Origin of the sequence: Achromobacter sp. JD417 (genome assembly GCF_041879325.1) — a bacterium.
GTDB classification, from domain to species: domain Bacteria; phylum Pseudomonadota; class Gammaproteobacteria; order Burkholderiales; family Burkholderiaceae_B; genus Achromobacter; species Achromobacter mucicolens.
Genome location: NZ_CP087159.1, coordinates 4,164,142 through 4,182,998, shown reverse-complemented (window position 1 = coordinate 4,182,998; position 18,857 = coordinate 4,164,142). Strand labels below are relative to the sequence as shown.

Sequence of the window (18,857 nt, the reverse complement as noted above, 5' to 3'; positions counted from 1 at the left end):
TCCAAGAGAACTCCATGGCAACTCGAAGCAAGCTTTCCTCGGGCCGACCCGCGCCCGCCGCGCTCAAGGAGCTGTTTTCCTATCGCTTGAACCGGCTGGCCTACGTGTCCAGCCGCATTGCGGCGGGCCTGAACGAAAGCCGCTATGGCGTGGGCCCGCGTGAGTGGCGGATCCTGGCCTTGCTGGGCGCCGCGCCCAATATGTCCTTGAACGCGCTGGCTCGGGAAGCCAACATCGACAAAAGCCAGGCGAGCCGCACGGTGTCCGACCTGATCGAGCGCGGCCTGATCGAGCGCTGCGCGGATGCCCAGGATGCGCGCGGGGTCAACCTGGACCTGACGCGCGCCGGGAAAAAGCTCTATCAAGAGATGTTTCCGGCTGCCGTTGAGCGCAACGAGGAGATGCTGGCGGTGCTGAGCGAAGATGAGCGCGAGGTGCTGGAGCGTGCCCTGGAAAAGATGACGACGCACATGCTGGACATGCTCAATGACTTGAAGGCCGAAGTGCCGGCCCGCCGCGGCCGCGGCGTCCAGCCGCGCTGAGACGATTGCCTGTCCAAGACAGGCTTTCTTTTATTCATAAAGTTGATTAAATCAATTAAATAGAGGCAAAACGATGGCTGAATTGATTGTCGAGAACCAAGGCGCGGTGCGCGTGCTTCGGCTGAATCGCCCGGAGAAGCACAATGCGCTGAACACCGCCTTGACCGCCGGGTTGCTGGCCGCGCTGCGCGAGGCCGACCAGGATCCCGCGGTACGCACCATCGTGCTGACCGGCAATGGCAAGTCCTTTTGCGCGGGCGCGGATACGACGGAGTTCTCGGCGCTGACGCCCGAGCATCCCGAGGCCGTGCTGGCGCGCGCCAGCCTGACCACCGATCTGCATCTGGTTTTCTCGCGCATGAGCAAGCCTGTCATCGCCGCCGTGCATGGCAATGCGCTGGGCGGCGGCGCAGGACTTGCGCTGGCGTGCGACATGGTGGTGATGGCCGAGGACACGCGCTTTGGCTATCCCGAACTGCGTCACGGCATCGTGGCGGCCGTGGTGATGGCCAATCTGGTGCGGCAGCTGGGCCGCAAGCAGGCCTTCGAGCTGGTGGCCATGGCCGAGCCCATCGACGGCCATCGGGCGGTGGCGTTGGGGTTGGCCAACCGGGCCGTGCCCGCCGCCGACGTCATGCCGCAGGCGCTGGCCTTTGCCGAGCGTCTTGCCGGGTGGGAAGCGGCGGCCATGGGCCTGACCAAGCGCGCGTTCCATCGGTGCGCGGACCTGGGGCTGGAAGACGCGCTGGGGGTGGGCCGCGATGCCAACGTCATCATGCGCGGTTTTCGTCAGGGGGCGTCGCGATGAAGCCGCTTGATGGCATCACCATCCTGGATTTGTCGCGGGTGCTGGCGTGCCCTTTCGCGTCGATGATCCTGGCCGAGTTGGGCGCCACGGTGATCAAGGTCGAGCAGCCCGATGGCGGCGACGAGACGCGCGGATTCGAACCCAAGGTGCACGGCGAGGATGGGGACGAGTCGGCCTATTACCTGGCCTTCAACCGCAGCAAGCAGTCCATCACCGTCAATTTTCGCAAGCCCGAGGGCCAGGAGGTGATACGCCGGCTGGCGCAGGATGCCGATGTGGTGGTCGAGAATTTTCCGGTGGGCACCCTGGCGCGTTACGGCCTGGACAAGATCCACATCGCGCCGGGAAACCCGGACTTGATCTATTTCTCGTGCACCGGCTTTGGGATGACTGGGCCGTACGCCCCTCGCAAGGGCTATGACACGGTGTTCCAGGCCATGGGCGGGATCATGAGTCTGACCGGCGAGCGCGATGGCGGACCGGTGAAGCCCGGATTGCCGGTGGCCGACCTGACCTCGGGCCTGTGGGCGGCGATTGGCATCTTGTCCGCCCTTGTCGGCCGCGAGCGCAGCGGACGCGGGTGCCATATCGACTTCTCCATGCTGGACGGACAGGTCGGTCTGTTGTCGCTGGCGGCTGCGCGCTATTTCGCCTTGGGAGAGGTGCCGCCGCGCATGGGCACGGAACATCCTGGCCGGGTGCCGTCGGCGGCATTTGAATGCCGCGATGGCAAATGGGTGCAGATCACCGGCAGTGATCAACACTGGAAACCGCTGTGCGACCTTCTGGATCTGCCTCAATGGGGCGCGGATGCCGAATTGGCGCGCAATGCCGTGCGGGTAGCCCGCCGGGAGGAAGTCATGGCCGGTTTGCAGGCTGCCGTGGCCCGAGTGGATCGCGACGAGCTGTGCCGCCGTTGCGATGCCGCAGGCGTGCCGGCTGGGCCGATTTTGGATGTCGGCGAAATCCTGAATAACGAGCATGTCCGCGCGCGCGGCATGGTCTCGAGCTATGACCATCCCCGCATCGGCCGTTTTGGCGCGGTGCCGGTGCCCTTCAAGTTCGAGGGCTATGAAGATCCGCAGGTCGAACGTCCACCATTGCTGGGCGAGCATACCGACGAGGTATTGCGCGCAAGGCTGGGGCTGTCGGCCGAGGAAATCACGGCGTTAAGGCAGCTTGGCGCCATTTAGCAATACAAAAAAAGCATCCCGATGAGGATCAGGAGACAACGATGAAGACCTTGAAGCGATTGCTGTGCGGCCTGGGTGTCAGCATGATTTGCAGCGGTGCGAGCCTGGCGGCGGACGCCTACCCAACCCAGCCGATCACGCTGGTCAATCCTTATGCCGCCGGCGGCCCCGCCGATGTGCTGGGACGCGCGCTGGCGCGCGAGCTGGAAAAACAGTTGGGCAAGCCGGTCATCGTGGAGAACAAGGCCGGGGGCGGTGCGGCGATCGGCGCAAATTTCGTGGCGCGCGCCAAGCCGGATGGCTACACCCTGCTGCTGGGGACGTCGGCCGCGCATGTCGTGACGCCCTTGATGCAGCGGACGGCCTACGACGGCATCAAGGATTTCGCCTTTGTGACCATCGTGGCCAACCAGCCGAATATGCTGGTCGTGCGATCGTCCTTGCCGGTGTCCACCTTGCCGGAACTGATCGCGCTGGCGCGCAAGGAGCCGGGCAAGATCAACTACGCGTCGGCCGGGCCCGGCAGTTCTCCGCATCTGGGCGGCGAGCTGTTCCGTCAGCAGGCCAAGGTCGACATCATGCACATCCCCTATAGCGGCGCCGCGCCGGCCATCAATGATTTGGTGGGCGGGCAGGTCGATATGGCCGTCCTGAACCTGGCGGCCAGCGTGCAGTTCATCCGCAGCGGCAAACTGAAGGCCCTGGCGTATGCCAACCCCAAGCGTTCGGCACTGTTTCCCGATGTGCCCACCTTGGCTGAAGCAGGGGTGAGCGGCGCCGAATCGGCGTCCTGGTACAGCCTGGCCGCACCCAAGGGCACGCCGCAAGCGGTGCTTGAAAAATTGAACAAGGCCGTGCAGGCCGTGAACCAGTCGCCGGAGTATCGCAAGCTGATGGACGCTCAGGGTGTGGAGCTCTGGACCCTGACGCCGCAGGAAGCCACCCAATACGTGGAAAAAGACCAGCTTGCGATGCGCAAGCTGGTGGACAGTGCTGGTCTGACGAAGAAGTAGGGCGCGCGCGGGCCGGCGGACTTGCGCTTCACCCCAGCGCGCTAAGCCGCCGGATCGCAACCAGCGTCTCTTGAACCAGGCGCTGCATCAATTCGGCGGCCGGCACCAAGTCGCCGATCAGTCCCGCGCTTTGACCGGCTTCCACCTTGCCGAGGTCGACATTGCCTTCCAGCGCGGCCTGCTTCAGCGTGCTTTGCGCGAACAAGCCGTCCAGCGCTTCGTCGCTGCTGGTGCGTTCGGCGTTCAGGTACTGCTGTGCAAAAGCGTTGCGCAGCATGCGTACCGGCGAGCGGCCGCGGCCGACCAAGGTGGTGTCGCTGATGCCGGCGGCCATCACGGCCGCCTTGTAATCGGCGTGCACGCTCGCCTCGGGCGTCAGCAGGAAGCGCGTTCCCAGTTGCGCGCCAGCCGCGCCCAGGCACAGCGCCGCGGCAATGCCGGCGCCATCCGCGATGCCGCCTGCGGCGACGACGGGCAGGTCCACGCGCTGCACCGTTGCACGCAGCAGCACCTGTGTGGTGATCTCGTCAGGGCCTGGATGTCCGCCGGCTTCCAGGCCCACCGCAATCACGCCATCCACGCCCGCTGCTTGGGCTTTTTCGGCGTGGACGGGGCTGGCAATGACCTGCAGCCATTTCATCCCGGCATCGTGCACGCGGGCCAGATGCTCTTTCGGCCCGCCTTGCGAGGCAATGATGACCGGTGCACCTTCGGCGATGGCGATGTCCAGATGTTCGCGCGCGCGCTTGTTGTACAGCGGGATGTTGACCGCGTAGGGCGCGTCGGTCAGGGTGCGCAGCTTGCGCAGCGCGGCTTGCAGCGCCTCCGGGTACATCGGACCGGATGCCACCACGCCCAGGCCGCCGGCGGCCGACACGGCGGCGGCCAGTTCCGCGTTGGAAGACGCCCAGCTCATGCCGGCTTGAATGATGGGGTATCGGATACCCAAAAGATGAGTCAGCGGGGTTTGCAAGGTCATGATGGCGTCTCGTCCGAAAGCAACCATTCTCGGACACGTCGTTGATTTAATCAACTAAATCGCAACGTCAACCCGCCAAATTCACCGTCGCCCCATGCCGTACCACGCGCTTGGCCAAATCCCCGCCCACCCAGTAAGCCAGCTCTGCCGGATGCGCAATATCCCAAACGACAAAATCCGCCACCTTGCCCGCCTCCAGCGTCCCGCGCGTCGCTGACAAGCCCAACGCCCGGGCCGCATTTGCCGTCACGCCCGCCAGCGTTTCCTCCGGCGTCATCCGGAACAACGTGCACGCCATGCTCAGCATCAAGCGCAGCGACAGCACGGGCGACGTTCCGGGATTCAGATCCGTCGAAATGGCGATGGGTACGCCGTGTTGGCGCAGCAGATCCAGCGGTGGCAGTTGTGTCTCGCGCAGTGCATAGAAGGCCCCAGGCAACAGCACCGCCACCGTCCCCGCCTTGGCCATCGCCCGCACATCCGATTCGGTCAGGTATTCGAGATGATCCGCTGACAGCGCCCCATGGCGCGCCGCCAGGCTAGCGCCGTGCAGCGAAGACAGTTGCTCGGCATGCAGCTTCACGGGCAGGTTCAGCCGTGCCGCCGCCTGAAACACGCGTTCCACCTGAGCGGGCGTGAACGCCAGATGTTCGCAGAAGGCGTCGACGGCATCGACCAGGCCCTCGGCCGCCAGGGCGGGCAGCATGCGCTGAGTGACTTCATCAATGTAGTCGTCGGGGCGGCCTTGGAACTCGGGGGGCAGCGCGTGCGCGGCCAGGCAGGTTGCCTGCACGGTCAGGGGTAGCGTCTGGCCCAGGTGACGGGCCACGCGCAGCATCTTGCGTTCGTTTTCCAGATCGAGCCCGTAGCCGGATTTGATCTCCAGCGTGGTGACGCCATCGCGCAGCAGTTGCACGGCGCGGCGGCGGGCGCTGGCGTAGAGCTCGTCTTCGGTGGCCGCGCGCGTGGCGCGCACGGTGCTGGCGATGCCGCCGCCCTGGGCGGCGATGGTGGCGTAGTCGACGCCTTGCAGGCGTTGCTCGAACTCCCGGCTGCGGTCGCCGCCGAACACCAGATGAGTGTGGCAGTCGATGAGGCCTGGTGTGACCCACGCGCCGCCCAGGTCATGCACGTGCGCGGCGTCCACGTTTGGCAATTGGGCTTCGGGACCGATCCACTCGATGCGCTCGGCGCGGGTCACGATGGCTGCGTGTTCGATGAGGGAATACGCGCCACCCGCCATCGTGGCCGCGTGGCAATGCCGCCAGACTTGTCTCATGCACTTCTCCTTCAAGCAACTGCCTGCCAGGGGATTGCCCTGGCAGGCGCCGCGCCGATCAATCCGAGCCCTGAGTGGCCAGCGCCGGGGCGCCGCCGCCGGGGTGTTTGGGATGCACCCACAAACGGTACGCCACGCAAAGCAGCGCGATCCACACCGCGCCCACGCCCAGCGCCGTCTGCGTGCCGGGGAAATATCCCAGGACGGCGATCACGAACACCATGAAGGCAATGGCCAGCAAGGGACCCAGCGGCCAGAACGGAACCGGGAACTTCAATGCGGCGACGTCTTCGGCGCGCATCTTGCGGCGCATCGCCACTTGCGAGAGCAGAATCATCAGCCATACCCATACGGTGGCGAAGGTGGCGATTGAGGCAATGAGCAGGAACACATTCTCCGGGATCAGATAGTTCAGCAACACGCCGACCAGCAACGCCACGGACATGACCACCACCGTCATCCACGGCACGCCGTTGCCCGAGACCGAGGCAAAGCCGCGCGGCGCCTGACCTTGCTGCGCCATGCCATACAGCATGCGGCCCGCGCCGAAGATGTCGCTGTTGATGGCCGACACGGCCGCGGAGATGACGACGATATTCAGGATGGTGGCCGCCGAGCCGATGCCCAGGCTGTCGAAGATCTGCACGAACGGACTGCCTTTGCTGCCGATCTGCGTCCACGGGAAGATGGACATCAGCACGAATAGCGTCAGCACGTAGAAGAGCAGGATGCGCATGGGGACGGCGTTGATGGCTCGGGGAATGGTGCGGCCCGGGTCCTTGGCTTCGCCGGCGGTGATGCCGATGATCTCGATGCCGCCAAACGCGAACACCACCACGGCCAGCGACGCAATCAGCCCGCCCACGCCATTGGGCATGAAGCCGCCGTGCGCCCAGAGGTTGTGCACGCCGGTCGCGGCGCTGTCCGCGCCCAGTCCCAGGCCAAACAGCATGATGCCCAGGCCGCCCGCAATCATCGCGACGATGGCGCTGACTTTCAGCAGCGACAGCCAGAACTCAAGTTCGCCGAACACCTTGACGGACAGCAGGTTGATGGCGCCGATGAAGCAGACGATGGACAGCACCCAGATCCAGCGTGGCACGTCGGGATACCAAAAGCCCATGTACAACCCGAACGCGGTGATGTCGGCCAGACAGACGATGATCATCTCGAACGCGTAGGTCCAACCGGTCAGAAAGCCCGCGAGCGGGCCCAGGTATTGCGTGGCGTAGTGGCCGAACGAGCCGGATACCGGATTGCGGACCGCCATTTCGCCGAGGGCGCGCATCACCATGTACACGGCGGCGCCCGCGACCAGGTACGCCAGCAGCACCGACGGCCCGGCTGCCTGGATCGCTTTGGCCGATCCGTAGAAGAGCCCCGTGCCGATGGCCGATCCCAATGCCATGAAGCGGATGTGCCGGGCATTCAGGCCCCGTGTGAGCGCCTGCGCGGGGGCCGATGCGTCGGACTGCTTGGTTGCTTGCATTGTGTCTCTCTCGTGTTCCCTTGGACGTTCGGCATCAACCGCCGCGAGGGGCGCCTTCTGGTGGGCGCGTGAACGCGGCGTGGCAATGGCGGCCGGCGTCATCCGGCCGCCACGGGGGGCATCACAGGCTGGGCAAAAGGCCCGGGGGCATCAGGCCGTTCATGACCTGCGCGGCGAGCAGCCCGCTGGCCGCCGCGATGTCGGGCGCGAAGAAACGGTCTTCTTCGTAGTGAGATACTTTTTCGCGGAGGGCGCGGCGCGCCTGTTCCAGTTGCGGAGAGGTCTTGAGCCCCTCGCGGAAATCCAGCCCCTGGCACGCGCCCAGCCATTCGATGGCCAGGATGTCGCGCACGTTGTCGGCCATGGCCCACAGACGCTTGCCCGCGTTGGGCGCCATCGAGACGTGGTCTTCCTGGTTGGCCGACGTGGGCATGCTGTCCACGCTGGCTGGATGCGCCAAGGCCTTGTTGTCGCTGGCCAGCGCCGCCGCCGTCACCTGGGCGATCATGAAGCCGGAGTTCACGCCGCCCTTGCGGACCAGGAATGGCGGCAATTGCGACATGTGCTTGTCCATCATCAGCGCGATGCGCCGTTCCGACAGGGCGCCGATTTCGGCCAGCGCCAGCGCCAGATTGTCGGCGACGAGGGCGACGGGCTCCGCATGGAAGTTGCCGCCCGAGATGACGTCGCCTTGTTCGACGAACACGAGGGGGTTGTCGGACACGGCGTTGGCTTCGATCTGGAGCACCTGCGCCGCGTGGCGGATCTGCGTGAGGCAGGCGCCCATGACCTGGGGCTGGCAACGCAGGGAGTAGGGGTCTTGCACCTTGCCGCAGTCGGCGTGGGAATGGCCGACTTCGCTGTCCTCGCCCAGCAGGCTGCGGTAGACGGCGGCCACGTCGATCTGGCCGGTCTGGCCGCGCGCGGCGTGAATGCGGGCATCGAACGGCGTGCGCGAGCCCAGCATGGCTTCGACGCTGAGGCTGCCGCAAACGAGGCCGGCCGCCATCATGTCTTCGGCTTCGAACAGACCGCGCAGGGCAAACGCGGTGGACACCTGGGTGCCGTTCAGAAGCGCCAGGCCTTCCTTGGCGGCAAGCGTCAGCGGCGTCAGGCCGGCGCGCGCCAGGGCGTCGCGCGCGGGCAGCCATTCGCCCTGATGGCGCGCCTGGCTTTCGCCCAGCAGCACCATCGACATGTGGGCAAGCGGGGCGAGGTCGCCCGAGGCGCCCACCGAACCCTTGAGCGGAATGTGGGGATAAACGCCCGCGTTGACCAAGGCAATCAGGCTGTCGATGACTTTGCGGCGCACACCGGAATAGCCGCGGGCCAGGCTGTTGATCTTCAGCACCATGATGAGGCGCACCATCGCGTCGTCCAGCGCCTCGCCCACGCCGGCGGCATGCGAACGCACCAGCGAAGTCTGCAAGGCCTGCAGGTCCTCGCGCGCAATCTTGGTGGAAGCCAAGAGGCCAAAGCCGGTATTGATGCCGTAGACCGTGCGGCCTTCGGCGATGATGCGTTCAACCGTGGCCACGCTGGCGTCGATGCCCTGCGCGGCGCCGGGATCCAGCGTCAGGCTTACGGGCTGCCGGTAGGCGCGCCGCAGGTCGGCCAGCGTCAGGTGGCCCGGTTTCACATGCAATTCCATTTCCACTTCTCCCACGCCGGTTGCCCGGCTGCTTGCGATCATTGTTGTGCGGTCAGTCGTGCTTGCCGGTCACCATGGGCAGGTTCAAGCCCTGCTCGCGGGCGCAATCGATGGCGATCTGATACCCGGCGTCGGCGTGCCGCATCACGCCCGTGGCCGGATCGTTGGTCAGCACCCGGGCAATGCGCTCGGCGGCCGCGTCGGTGCCGTCGCACACGATGACCATGCCGGAATGCTGCGAGAAGCCCATGCCGACGCCGCCGCCGTGATGCAGCGAGACCCAGGTCGCGCCGCTGGCGGTATTGAGCAGCGCGTTGAGCAGCGGCCAGTCGGACACGGCGTCCGAGCCGTCGCGCATGGACTCGGTTTCGCGGTTGGGGCTGGCGACGGAGCCGGAATCCAGGTGGTCCCGGCCAATGACGATGGGCGCCGACAGCTCGCCCGACCGGACCATCTCGTTGAATGCCAGGCCCAGCTTGGCGCGCGCGCCCAGGCCCACCCAGCAGATACGGGCGGGCAGCCCCTGGAAGCTGATGCGTTCGCGCGCCATGCTGAGCCAGCGGTGCAGGTGGGCGTCGTCGGGAATCAGTTCCTTGACCTTGGCGTCGGTTTTGTAGATGTCCTGTGGGTCGCCGGACAGCGCGGCCCAGCGGAACGGACCCACGCCCCGGCAGAACAGCGGCCGGATGTAGGCCGGGACAAAGCCGGGGAAGTCGAACGCGTCGGCAACGCCTTCTTCCTTGGCCATCTGCCGGATGTTGTTGCCGTAGTCGAAGGTGGGGATGCCCTGCCGCTGGAATGCCAGCATGGCTTGCACATGCACGGCCATCGACTGCTTGGCGGCCTTGATGACCGCCGCCGGCTCGCGCTCAGCGCGATCGCGGTATTCCTGCCAGGTCCAGCCGGCGGGCAAGTAGCCGTTCAAGGGGTCGTGCGCGCTGGTCTGGTCGGTGACCATGTCGGGCCTGACGCCCCGGCGCACGAGCTCGGGCAGGATCTCGGCGGCGTTGCCGCAGAGCGCGACGGACACCGCGCGGCCTGCTTGCGTGTGTTTGGCGATGCGGGCCAGCGCGTCGTCCAGGTTGGCGGCCTGTTCGTCCACATAGCGCGTGCGCAGGCGGAAGTCGATCCGGCTTTGCTGGCATTCGATGTTGAGCGAGCACGCGCCCGCCAGCGTGGCCGCCAGGGGCTGCGCGCCGCCCATGCCGCCCAGGCCCGCGGTCAGGACCCAGCGCCCGGCGAGGTTGCCGCCGTAGTGCTGGCGGCCCGCTTCGACGAAGGTCTCGTACGTGCCCTGCACGATGCCTTGGCTGCCGATGTAAATCCAGCTGCCGGCGGTCATCTGGCCGTACATGGCCAGCCCCTTGGCGTCCAGTTCGTTGAAGTGTTCCCACGTGGCCCAATGCGGGACGAGGTTCGAATTGGCGATCAGCACGCGGGGCGCGTTGGCGTGCGTCTTGAACACGCCGACCGGCTTGCCCGATTGCACCAGCAGCGTTTCGTCGTCGTTCAGGGCCGTAAGCGATTCGACGATCTTGTCGTAGCAATCCCAGTCGCGGGCCGCACGGCCGATCCCGCCATACACGACGAGCTCGTTCGGGTTCTCGGCCACGTCGGGGTCGAGGTTGTTCATGAGCATGCGCAAGGGCGCTTCGGTCAGCCAGCTCTTGGCCGTAAGTTGGCTGCCGCGCGGTGCGCGAATGACGGTGTCGCGGAATCGGGTCGAAGGCTTCAAATGTGTCTCCTGGATCGGGTCGAGGCGCGCGGTGATCCAGCGCCAAGGTGATCGAATCTTATGATGCCTATGGTTGTATAGACAAGAGTAGATGACCTGTTTTCGAATCAGGGATTACCCCAATGAAAAATGCCGAGCCCGCAGGGATTCGGCATTGGCGATAGAAGCAGGGGGCGCCGCGATGGCGCGGGCGTCACGTCGTGAACTTGCCTTCCAGGCGATGGCGCGAGCCGGGGTGGATCAGCCGGGCCAGGGTTACCGCGCGGTCGCCGGACCAGGTGCGCCGGCTGATGAGCAGGCATGGCTCATCGCGTTCGATCTGCAGCAATTGGCACTCGCGCGGCTTGGCCAGGATCGCCTCGACCACGTGCTCGCCCGCGCTCAGCGGCGCCACGCGGGTCAGGTAGTCATAGGGCGTGCTTTGCGTGAAGTCCTGCTTCAGGTAGTCGGGCGCAAGGCGGACGTTGACGTACCGGTCTTCCAGCTGGATCGGCACGTCGTCCTCGTAGTGGACGATGATCGAATGAAAGACCGGCTGCCCCGCACGGATTTCCAGCGCCTGGGCTTGTTCGGCGCCGGCCGGCTCTTCAGCCAGCCGCACCACGCGGCTGTGGTGCCGGTGGTTCCGCGCCGCGATCTCGTCGGCGATGTTGTTCACGGCAAACAGGGCCGAGCGCGCCTTGGGCTGCGCGACGAAGGTGCCGACGCCTTGCATCCGCACAAGCAGGCCTTCCGATGTCAATTCGCGCAGTGCGCGGTTGATCGTCATGCGGCTGAATCCCAGTTCCTCGACCAGTTCGGCTTCCGACGGCACGCGGTAATGCGCGGGCCAGGCGCCGCTGCGGATCTGCTGCGCAATCATCTGCTTGACCTGCGCGTACAGCGGAGCGGGCGGGGCATTGGCTGGGACGGGCAATCGGGGAGGGGAAGCAGCCACGAGGGATCCTGGGTATGCAACGTGTGAGCGGTGAAAATGCGGGCTCTAGTATAGACAGGTACACATCGCGCGCGGGGGCCGGGCCTAGCCTCGCGCCGGCCTGCTGACCCGCAGCGCGGCGACCACCAGCGAAAACGCCGGCGACGGTTGCCGCCGGCTGGGGTAGTAAAGATGGTATCCCTCGAAGCTGGGGCACCAGTCCTCCAGCACCCGGACCAGCTGGCCGGATTCCAGATAGGGCATCAATTCGTCCTCCGGCAACAGCGACAGCCCAAGTCCCGACAGCGCCGCGTCGATCTGGGGCTGGGTGGTGTTGAAGATCAGCGGGCCGTCCACGCGGACGTTGACCTGTCGGCCGCGGCGCTCGAAGTCCCACACATACAGGCCGCCTGAACTTTGCATGCGCTGATTGATGCAGGCGTGCTGCATCAGATCCTGGGGCACCTTCGGGACGGGCCGCGATTCGAAGTAGCCGGGCGACCCCACCACGGCCAGGCGCATTGGCGGACCAATGGGTACGGCGATCATGTCCTTGTCGATGGTCTTGCCCATGCGCACACCGGCATCGAACCGGTCCGCCACGATGTCGCGGAATCCGTAGTTCACGTCGAACTCCAGCTTGATGTCCGGATACTCGCGCATCAACGGCGTCAGCTTGGGCAGCAGGATACTGTGCAGCACGTAGTCGCCACAGGTGATGCGCACGGTTCCCGCCGGCTTGTCGCGCAGTTCGGTCAGCTCGTCCAGCTCTGCCTCGATCTCGTCGAAGCGGTTGCCGATGGCGTTGAGCAGCCGCTCGCCCGCCGCGGTGGGCGAAACACTGCGCGTGGTGCGCCTGAGCAGCCGGATCTGCAGGCGCGTTTCCAGGCCGCTGACGGATTGGCTGAGCGCCGATTGCGTCACGCCAAGCAGCGACGCCGCACGGGTGAAACTGCCTTCGCGCGCGACCGTCACGAAGTAAAGGAGGTCATTGAGGTTGCGACGGGCCATGGGACGAATGGGGAAATTGGTTCGCTGATCTTATAAAGCTTTTGAGGATTGATCAGCTAGCTTTCCGCTCGGCCGTTTGCGGGGATTCGGGCAAAGACAAGCGCGAATCCGGACTGACGGCGGGCGGCGCCTGCGAGCGGCGCCGGGTCTTACCGGGCCGTGACCCCATTCTTGACCGCCAGGATGTGCGCCATGACGCTCACCGCGATCTCGGCGGGCGTCTTGCTGCCGATGTGCAGTCCGACCGGCGAGTGCAGCCGTTGCAGCGACGCTTCCGTTTCATCGAAGTGTTCCATGAACCGCTCCCGTCGGCTGGCGGCGTTGCGGCGTGAGCCGATGGCGCCCACGTAGAAGGCGGGGCTGTGCAGCGCTTCCAGCAAGGCCATGTCGTCAAGCTTGGGGTCATGGCTGAGCGCCACGATGCAGGTTCGGGAATCAGGGGCGAGCGCGCGCACGGCGTCGTCGGGCATTTCGGTGGTGAAGGCCACGCCGTCCACGGACCATGTGCCCAGGTGCTCGATGCGCGGGTCGCACACGGTCACCGCGAAGTCATTGAATAGCGCCATGGTGGCGACGTATTCGGCCAGCGATCCGGCGCCGATGAGGAGCAACCGGTATTGGGGGCCAAGCGTGCTGGACAGCGTGACGCCATCGAAATGCAGGGCCTCGGGCGCCGATGCGTCGCCAAGCGTCACGGCCCCGGACGCGCAATCCACGGTCCGCTGCACGAGGTGGCCCGCCTCAAGCCGGCGGACCAATGCGTCAAGCGCCGCGCCGTCGGGTTCGAATTCAAGCAGCAGCTCAAGCGTGCCGCCGCAAGGCAGCCCGAAGCGGTGCGCCTCGTCGGCCGTGACGCCATAGCGAACGAGTTCGGGCGCCGACTGCGGAATGGCCCCGTCGCCGTAGGCCCGCGTGTAGCGGTGGATCAGGTCGTCCTCGATGCAGCCGCCGGAGACCGATCCGATGCAGCGGCCGTCCTCGCGCAGCACCATCATCGAGCCGACGGGCCGCGGCGACGACCCCCACGTCTTGACGACGGTGGCCAGCATCAGGCGATGACCGGCCACCTGCCAATCGCGCGCCGCGCGCAGCACGCGCACATCAACACTTTCCATCATGCCACCTTGCGCACCGGCAGGCTGCGGATCCGCTTGCCTGTCGCGGCGAAGATGGCGTTGCACAGGGCGGGGGCCACGGGCGGCACCGGCGGCTCGCCCACCCCGCCCGGCGGCAACGCGTGATCGTCATTGACCAGGTGCGTGCGGATCAAGCGCGGCGAGGCGTTATGGCGCAGGACTTCGTAGTCATGGAAGTTGCTTTGCTTCACGCGGCCTTTTTCGAAGGTGATTTCGCTGGTCAGCGCCAGGCCAAGGCCCATGATGGCGCCGCCTTCCATTTGCGCGCGGATGCGTTCGGGGTTGATCTGCGGGCCGCAGTCCATGGCCATGTCCACGGCGACGACGCGGACCTCGCCCTTGTCGTCCACCGCCACTTCGACGACCGTGGCCGTGTAGCTCATGAAGCTGTAGCAGAAGGCCAAACCCAGGCCATGGCCCTTGGGCAAGGTGCGGCCCCAGCCTGCGCCCTTGCACGCGGCCTCGATCACGCCGCGCAGGCGGCCGGTGTCGTACGGGTAGCGTTCGGGCGACTCGGTGTAGTTCCACGTGTCGGCCATCGTGCCGGGGTCGATCTGGCGGGCCGGGCCGATCAGGTCCAGCGCGAAGGCCTGCGGATCCTTGCCCGCGCGGTGGGCCAGTTCGTCGATGAAGCACTGGGCCGCGAAGGCATGGGGAATGTTGGCGACAGACCGGAACCAGCCGATGCGGGCGTGGGCGTCGACTTCGGCGGTCTCCACGCGCACGTTCGGAATGCGGTAGGGCATGTTGATCGCCGACATGGCCGATTCGAACATCTGCTGCCCCTTGGCGCCTTGCGCAAACAGCGAGGCGATGGTGGGGGCGGCGCTGCGGTGCAGCCAGGATTGGACTTGTCCCTGCGCGTCCATGATGGCTTCCAGTCGCTCGACCGACACGGTGTGCAGATAGTCGTGATGGATATCGTCCTCGCGCGTCCAGACCAGCTTGACCGGCGTGCCGTCGGGCATGGCGCGGGCCACGATGGCGGCTTCGTCCACGAAATCAGGCTTGGACTTGCGCCCGAAGCCGCCGCCCAGCAGCAGCACGTTGACCTTGACGTTGGCGGGGTCCAGCTTCAGGCGCGCGGCGACCGCGCTTTTAGCGGCGGCCGGATTCTGCACGGACGTCCAGACCTCGGCGCTGTTGCCCTTGATCTGCACGGTGGCGACCGGCGGTTCCATCGATGCGTGCGCCAGATGGGGCACGTAGTATTCCGCGGCGACGCGCTCGGCTTCGGGCGCCTTGGCCCAGGCATTGGCGGCGTCGCCCTGGTTGCGCATCGTCTTGCCGGGCGCGCGGGCCGCCGCCTGCAGCGTTTGCCGGTAGGCGGCCGAGTCATAGTTGCCGTTCGGGCCATCGTCCCATTCGATCTCCAACGCGTCGCGTCCCTGGCGGGCGGCCCAGGTGTTGCGCGCCACGACGGCCACGCCGCCCAGCGGCTGGAATGCGGGGGCGCCCTGCATGGGGGGAATCTCGACGACCTTCAGCACGCCGGGCACGGCCAGCGCCTTGGCGCTGTCGAAACGCCGCAGCCGGCCGCCGACGACGGGAGGCCGCGCGACGACGGCATAGACCATGCCGGGCAGGCGCATGTCCATGCCGTAGGTGGCTTGCCCTTTGCCGATGGCTTCGAGGTCCACGAGGCGAACCTGATCCTTGCCGATGTACCGGAATGCGGACCGGTCCTTGAGCTTGAGCGCGTCGCCGGCCGGCACGGGCTGCTTGGCCGCGTCCGCCGCCAGGTCGCCATAGGACAGACGACGGCCGGTGGGCGGATGCAGCACTTCATGCTGTTCGGCCTTGACCTCGGCAACAGGCACGGCCCAACGTGCGGCGGCGGCGGCTTCCAGCATCTGCCGGGCCGCGGCGCCCACGCGCCGCATCGGCATCAGGAAGTGCCGCATGCTGCGCGAGCCGTCCACGTTCTGATTGCCGTAGCGCGCTTCGTCGCCGGGCGCCTGCACGACCTTCACGCGTTCCCAGCGGGCTTCCATCTCGTCGGCCACCACCATCGGCAGGCTGGTGCGCACGCCCGTGCCCATTTCCGCGCGGTGCGCCACGATGGTGACCGTGCCGTCGGCGTCGATGCTGACAAAGACCAGCGGATCGTCCACGGTACCGCCAGGCATGCTGTCGGCGCCATACGCCTTGGCGGCCGGCTCGGCGGCCACCGCGGTCGTGACCCACCCCCTGGCCGTGACGGCAAGCGTCAAGACGCCCAGGCTGCCCTGCAGGAAAGCGCGGCGCGAAAGTTGAGCGGCGGTCATTGCTTGCCTCCTTGGGCGAGGCGGTTGGCGGCCTGCTGAATGGCAGCCAGGATGCGCGGGTAGGTGCCGCAGCGGCAGATGTTGCCGCTCATGGCGTCCGCGATCTCCTGTTCGGTGGGAGTGGGGTTGGCCTTCAACAGGCTCACCGCCGTCATGATCTGGCCCGCCTGGCAGTAGCCGCACTGCGCGACGTTGTTGTCGACCCAGGCCGTCTGCACCGCCCGGCCGACCGGATCGGCATCCATGCCTTCAATGGTCGACAGCTGGCGGCCGGAAGCCACCGAGACGGGGGTAAGGCAGGCGCGCACGGGCGTGCCGTCGATATGCACCGTACAGGCGCCACACAGCGCCATGCCGCAACCGAACTTGGTGCCGGTCATGCCCAGCTCGTCTCGCAGAACCCATAGGATCGGCATGTCGTCCGGGACGTCGACGTCCTGGGTCTGACCGTTGATTTGCAGTTGCGTCATGGGGGCAGTTCCTGAGAGGCACGGCGCAGTCGCCTTGCCTCGGGTGGGGGGATAACTTCTTGAGTCCGGAATTTTGCCGAAAAAATCCCGGTTTTATTCATTAGCCTTACTAATAGGCCTGTTAAGGGCCGGTTATGCCTGCGCGGAAACCGGTCCCTGGGTTGCGCTACGACGCGTCCGGCCGGTAAAGCACGGCGCGCATGTCGGATGAAGCGCCCAACCTGCGCGACAGGTCGTCGGCGCGTTCCAGGATCATGGCCTCGAACGCCTTGGCGTCCACGGTCTTGAGCCGTGCCGAGGGGCCGGCAATGGTCAGCGCGCCGACGAAGCGGTCTTCCTGGCCGATGACCGGAACAGACCAGGACGACGTATACGGATCGCGCGCGCCGCACGAGAAGATCGGCAGGCGGACCTGATCGCGCCGTTCGCCTTGCGCCCAGATCGCAAAGACCTGGCCCGTGGATGATTTGTCGGGCGGCATCACGCTGCCGGCAATGACCTGGCTGTGCAGACCTTCGTGCGGTTGATGCCGGAAAAGGCACAGGCGCTGGCCCGGTTCTCCGCCTTCGACGTAATACGCCGCGCTTTCACCGGTGTCTGCCGACAGCCGCTCCAGCACCGGCATGACGACGGCCTCCAGGTCGAAGCCGCGCTCGTAGACCCGCGCCAGGAACAGCACGCGCGGACCCAGCCCATAGCGGCCGTCGGGCTCGCGCACCACATAGCCGCATCGCGCCAGCGAATTGAGCAGACGAAAGATTGTCGTCTTGTGCAAGGGCAGGCGGGTTGCGAAATCGGCTAGCGACAGGTGCTCCGCGCCGGGACGAAAGCAGTCCAGCACGCTGAGCGCGCGTTCAACGGCCACGACGCCATCATTGCTCATGAATTCTCCAAGAGGTGCATTTTTGCTTGCTGATTGTATGTAATACAACGTCGTTTCGTAAATTTAAAATGCACCTAGTCTGTTGATTCGGGAGGCCGGGATGGCAAATTCGATGGTGGTGGTAACTGCCCATGTGGGCGATTTTGTCTGGCGCTGTGGTGGCGCGATGGCCCTGCATGCGCAGCGTGGCGTGCAGGTGCATCTGGTCTGCCTGAGCTATGGCGAAAACGGAGAGTCCAACTCGGCGTGGAAAGGCGATACGCAGCGCGAGGCGGTCAAGGCTCAGCGTCACGCCGAGGCGCAAGCCGCCGCGCAGATCCTGGGCGTGAGCAGCGTGGACTTTCACGACCTGGGCGACTATCCGCTGCCCGACTCGCCGGACGCCGTGCGCCGCATCTCCGAAACGCTGCGCCGCACGAAGCCGTCGGTGGTGCTCACCCACCCCGAGCACGATCCTTCAAATCTCGATCACTGCCGCACGTTCGAAATGACGCTGCGCGCCCGCATGCAGGCCATGGCGCCGGGGCATGGCGCCGATTTCGTGGTGCCGCCGCAAGTGTTGTGCTTTGAGCCCCATCAGACCGAGTTGTGCGGCTTCAAGCCCAATGTGCTGCTGGACATCACGGAGGTGTGGGAACGCAAGTGGCAGGCCATGCAGGCCATGCCGACGCAAAGCAACCTGTGGGCGTACTACGAGCGTGTCGCGCTGCAACGTGGCGCGCAGGCCGGGCGCCGGGGCAAGACGGCGGGCACGCGCTATGGCGAGGCCTATCAGAGCATTTTCCCGGCCGTGGTTTCGGCCTTGATGGAGTGACCCCATGCGCGACATCCACGAATCCGGCTTGACCAGCACACTGCTGGCGGACGCCGGAGCGCGCTATCTGCGCGCGGCGATCAAACCCCTGCGTGCGGGATGGACCGTGCGCGGCCGCGCGGTGACGGTGTCGGTCCCGGCGGGCGACAACCTGGCGATCCACGCGGCGCTCGCGCTTGCGCAACCCGGCGATGTGCTGGTGGTGGATGCGCAGGGCTACACCGAGCGCGCGGTGATGGGCGGAATCATGTGTGCGCAGGCCGCCGCAAGCGGCATCGCCGGCGTGGTGATCGACGGGTCGGTGCGCGACGCGGCAGAGCTGCGCCAGGGCCTGCTGCCCGTGTTCGCGGCTGCGATTTCGCCAGCGGGGCCCGCCAAGGCCGGCGGCGGCACTGTGAACCGCCAGATCCAGTGCGGCGGTGTGCGCGTCGATCCGGGCGACTGGATCCTGGGCGATGACGACGGGTTGGTCGTGGTCGCCCCGGCGGAAATGGACGCGATGGTTGCGGCAGCCTTGACCAAGGCCGGCGCCGAAGCCCGCCGCATGGCCGCCATCGCGCGCGGCGAACTGCGGCCCGTGTGGCTTGACGACGCGCTGGCCAAGGCCACGCTGGACATTGGGCCGTCGCTGCCTGCGTCCGAATAACAGCTATTCAATACAACAGGAGGAA

The 18,857-nt window shown here is 66.3% G+C and carries 17 protein-coding genes; 6 read left to right on the top strand and 11 right to left on the bottom strand.

The window, feature by feature from the left end:
* Positions 1 to 14 precede the first annotated feature (14 nt).
* The 4 genes from LN047_RS19260 (at position 15) to LN047_RS19245 (ending at position 3,556) form a co-directional block, all read left to right on the top strand.
* Positions 15 to 542, top strand: a complete 528-nt coding sequence (locus LN047_RS19260; RefSeq protein WP_180100587.1) for a MarR family winged helix-turn-helix transcriptional regulator — start codon at positions 15 to 17, stop codon at positions 540 to 542.
* Between the two features lie 73 nt (positions 543 to 615).
* The gene (locus tag LN047_RS19255) at positions 616 to 1,350 is read left to right on the top strand and encodes an enoyl-CoA hydratase/isomerase family protein (protein WP_334166742.1); all 735 of its coding nucleotides are present in this window, start codon (positions 616 to 618) and stop codon (positions 1,348 to 1,350) included.
* Positions 1,347 to 2,543 carry a CaiB/BaiF CoA transferase family protein gene (locus LN047_RS19250; protein ID WP_373979900.1) on the top strand — a complete coding sequence of 399 codons (1,197 nt, stop codon included), beginning with the start codon at positions 1,347 to 1,349 and terminating at the stop codon, positions 2,541 to 2,543. The genes LN047_RS19255 and LN047_RS19250 overlap by 4 nt, the downstream gene beginning before the upstream one ends.
* Positions 2,544 to 2,584: 41 nt before the next feature.
* Positions 2,585 to 3,556, top strand: coding sequence for a tripartite tricarboxylate transporter substrate binding protein (locus LN047_RS19245; RefSeq protein ID WP_062842189.1), 972 nt, complete (start codon positions 2,585 to 2,587; stop codon positions 3,554 to 3,556).
* Positions 3,557 to 3,584: 28 nt separating this feature from the next.
* Here the strand turns inward: LN047_RS19245 and LN047_RS19240 are convergent, their stop codons facing one another.
* The 11 genes from LN047_RS19240 to LN047_RS19190 form a co-directional block, all read right to left on the bottom strand.
* On the bottom strand, positions 3,585 to 4,535 hold the full coding sequence (locus LN047_RS19240; RefSeq protein ID WP_373979899.1) for an NAD(P)H-dependent flavin oxidoreductase: 951 nt from the start codon (positions 4,533 to 4,535) through the stop codon (positions 3,585 to 3,587).
* Between the two features lie 67 nt (positions 4,536 to 4,602).
* Positions 4,603 to 5,814 (bottom strand): imidazolonepropionase, encoded by a 1,212-nt coding sequence (gene hutI / locus LN047_RS19235; RefSeq protein ID WP_373979898.1) that lies wholly within the window; start codon positions 5,812 to 5,814, stop codon positions 4,603 to 4,605.
* 58 nt (positions 5,815 to 5,872) lie between these two features.
* Positions 5,873 to 7,303 (bottom strand): amino acid permease, encoded by a 1,431-nt coding sequence (locus LN047_RS19230; RefSeq protein WP_373979897.1) that lies wholly within the window; start codon positions 7,301 to 7,303, stop codon positions 5,873 to 5,875.
* Between the two features lie 121 nt (positions 7,304 to 7,424).
* A complete protein-coding gene (gene hutH / locus LN047_RS19225) occupies positions 7,425 to 8,954 on the bottom strand; it encodes a histidine ammonia-lyase (RefSeq protein WP_056323184.1) in 1,530 nt (509 codons plus the stop codon).
* Between the two features lie 52 nt (positions 8,955 to 9,006).
* Positions 9,007 to 10,689: a urocanate hydratase gene (gene hutU, locus LN047_RS19220; protein ID WP_373979896.1), complete on the bottom strand. Its 1,683-nt coding sequence runs from the start codon at positions 10,687 to 10,689 to the stop codon at positions 9,007 to 9,009.
* A gap of 193 nt (positions 10,690 to 10,882) precedes the next feature.
* The gene (gene hutC / locus LN047_RS19215) at positions 10,883 to 11,626 is read right to left on the bottom strand and encodes a histidine utilization repressor (RefSeq protein ID WP_269142758.1); all 744 of its coding nucleotides are present in this window, start codon (positions 11,624 to 11,626) and stop codon (positions 10,883 to 10,885) included.
* An 84-nt stretch (positions 11,627 to 11,710) separates the two neighbouring features.
* On the bottom strand, positions 11,711 to 12,616 hold the full coding sequence (locus LN047_RS19210; RefSeq protein WP_373979895.1) for a LysR family transcriptional regulator: 906 nt from the start codon (positions 12,614 to 12,616) through the stop codon (positions 11,711 to 11,713).
* 149 nt (positions 12,617 to 12,765) lie between these two features.
* Positions 12,766 to 13,731, bottom strand: coding sequence for an XdhC family protein (locus tag LN047_RS19205; RefSeq protein WP_217618671.1), 966 nt, complete (start codon positions 13,729 to 13,731; stop codon positions 12,766 to 12,768).
* A complete protein-coding gene (locus LN047_RS19200; RefSeq protein ID WP_373979894.1) occupies positions 13,731 to 16,019 on the bottom strand; it encodes a molybdopterin cofactor-binding domain-containing protein in 2,289 nt (762 codons plus the stop codon). The genes LN047_RS19205 and LN047_RS19200 overlap by 1 nt, the downstream gene beginning before the upstream one ends.
* Entirely contained in the window at positions 16,016 to 16,489 is a 474-nt protein-coding gene (locus LN047_RS19195) for a (2Fe-2S)-binding protein (RefSeq protein ID WP_373979893.1), read from the bottom strand. Before LN047_RS19195 ends, LN047_RS19200 begins: the two co-directional genes overlap by 4 nt.
* A 166-nt stretch (positions 16,490 to 16,655) precedes the next feature.
* Complete coding sequence (locus LN047_RS19190; RefSeq protein WP_056323196.1) at positions 16,656 to 17,372, bottom strand: IclR family transcriptional regulator; 717 nt, start codon at positions 17,370 to 17,372, stop codon at positions 16,656 to 16,658.
* 100 nt (positions 17,373 to 17,472) lie between these two features.
* Between LN047_RS19190 and LN047_RS19185 the strand changes: the two genes are divergently transcribed.
* Together LN047_RS19185 and LN047_RS19180 are read left to right on the top strand one after the other, a co-directional pair.
* Positions 17,473 to 18,186, top strand: a complete 714-nt coding sequence (locus tag LN047_RS19185) for a PIG-L deacetylase family protein (RefSeq protein ID WP_373979892.1) — start codon at positions 17,473 to 17,475, stop codon at positions 18,184 to 18,186.
* Between the two features lie 4 nt (positions 18,187 to 18,190).
* Positions 18,191 to 18,832: an RraA family protein gene (locus LN047_RS19180; protein ID WP_373979891.1), complete on the top strand. Its 642-nt coding sequence runs from the start codon at positions 18,191 to 18,193 to the stop codon at positions 18,830 to 18,832.
* The last annotated feature ends 25 nt before the right edge of the window (positions 18,833 to 18,857 follow it).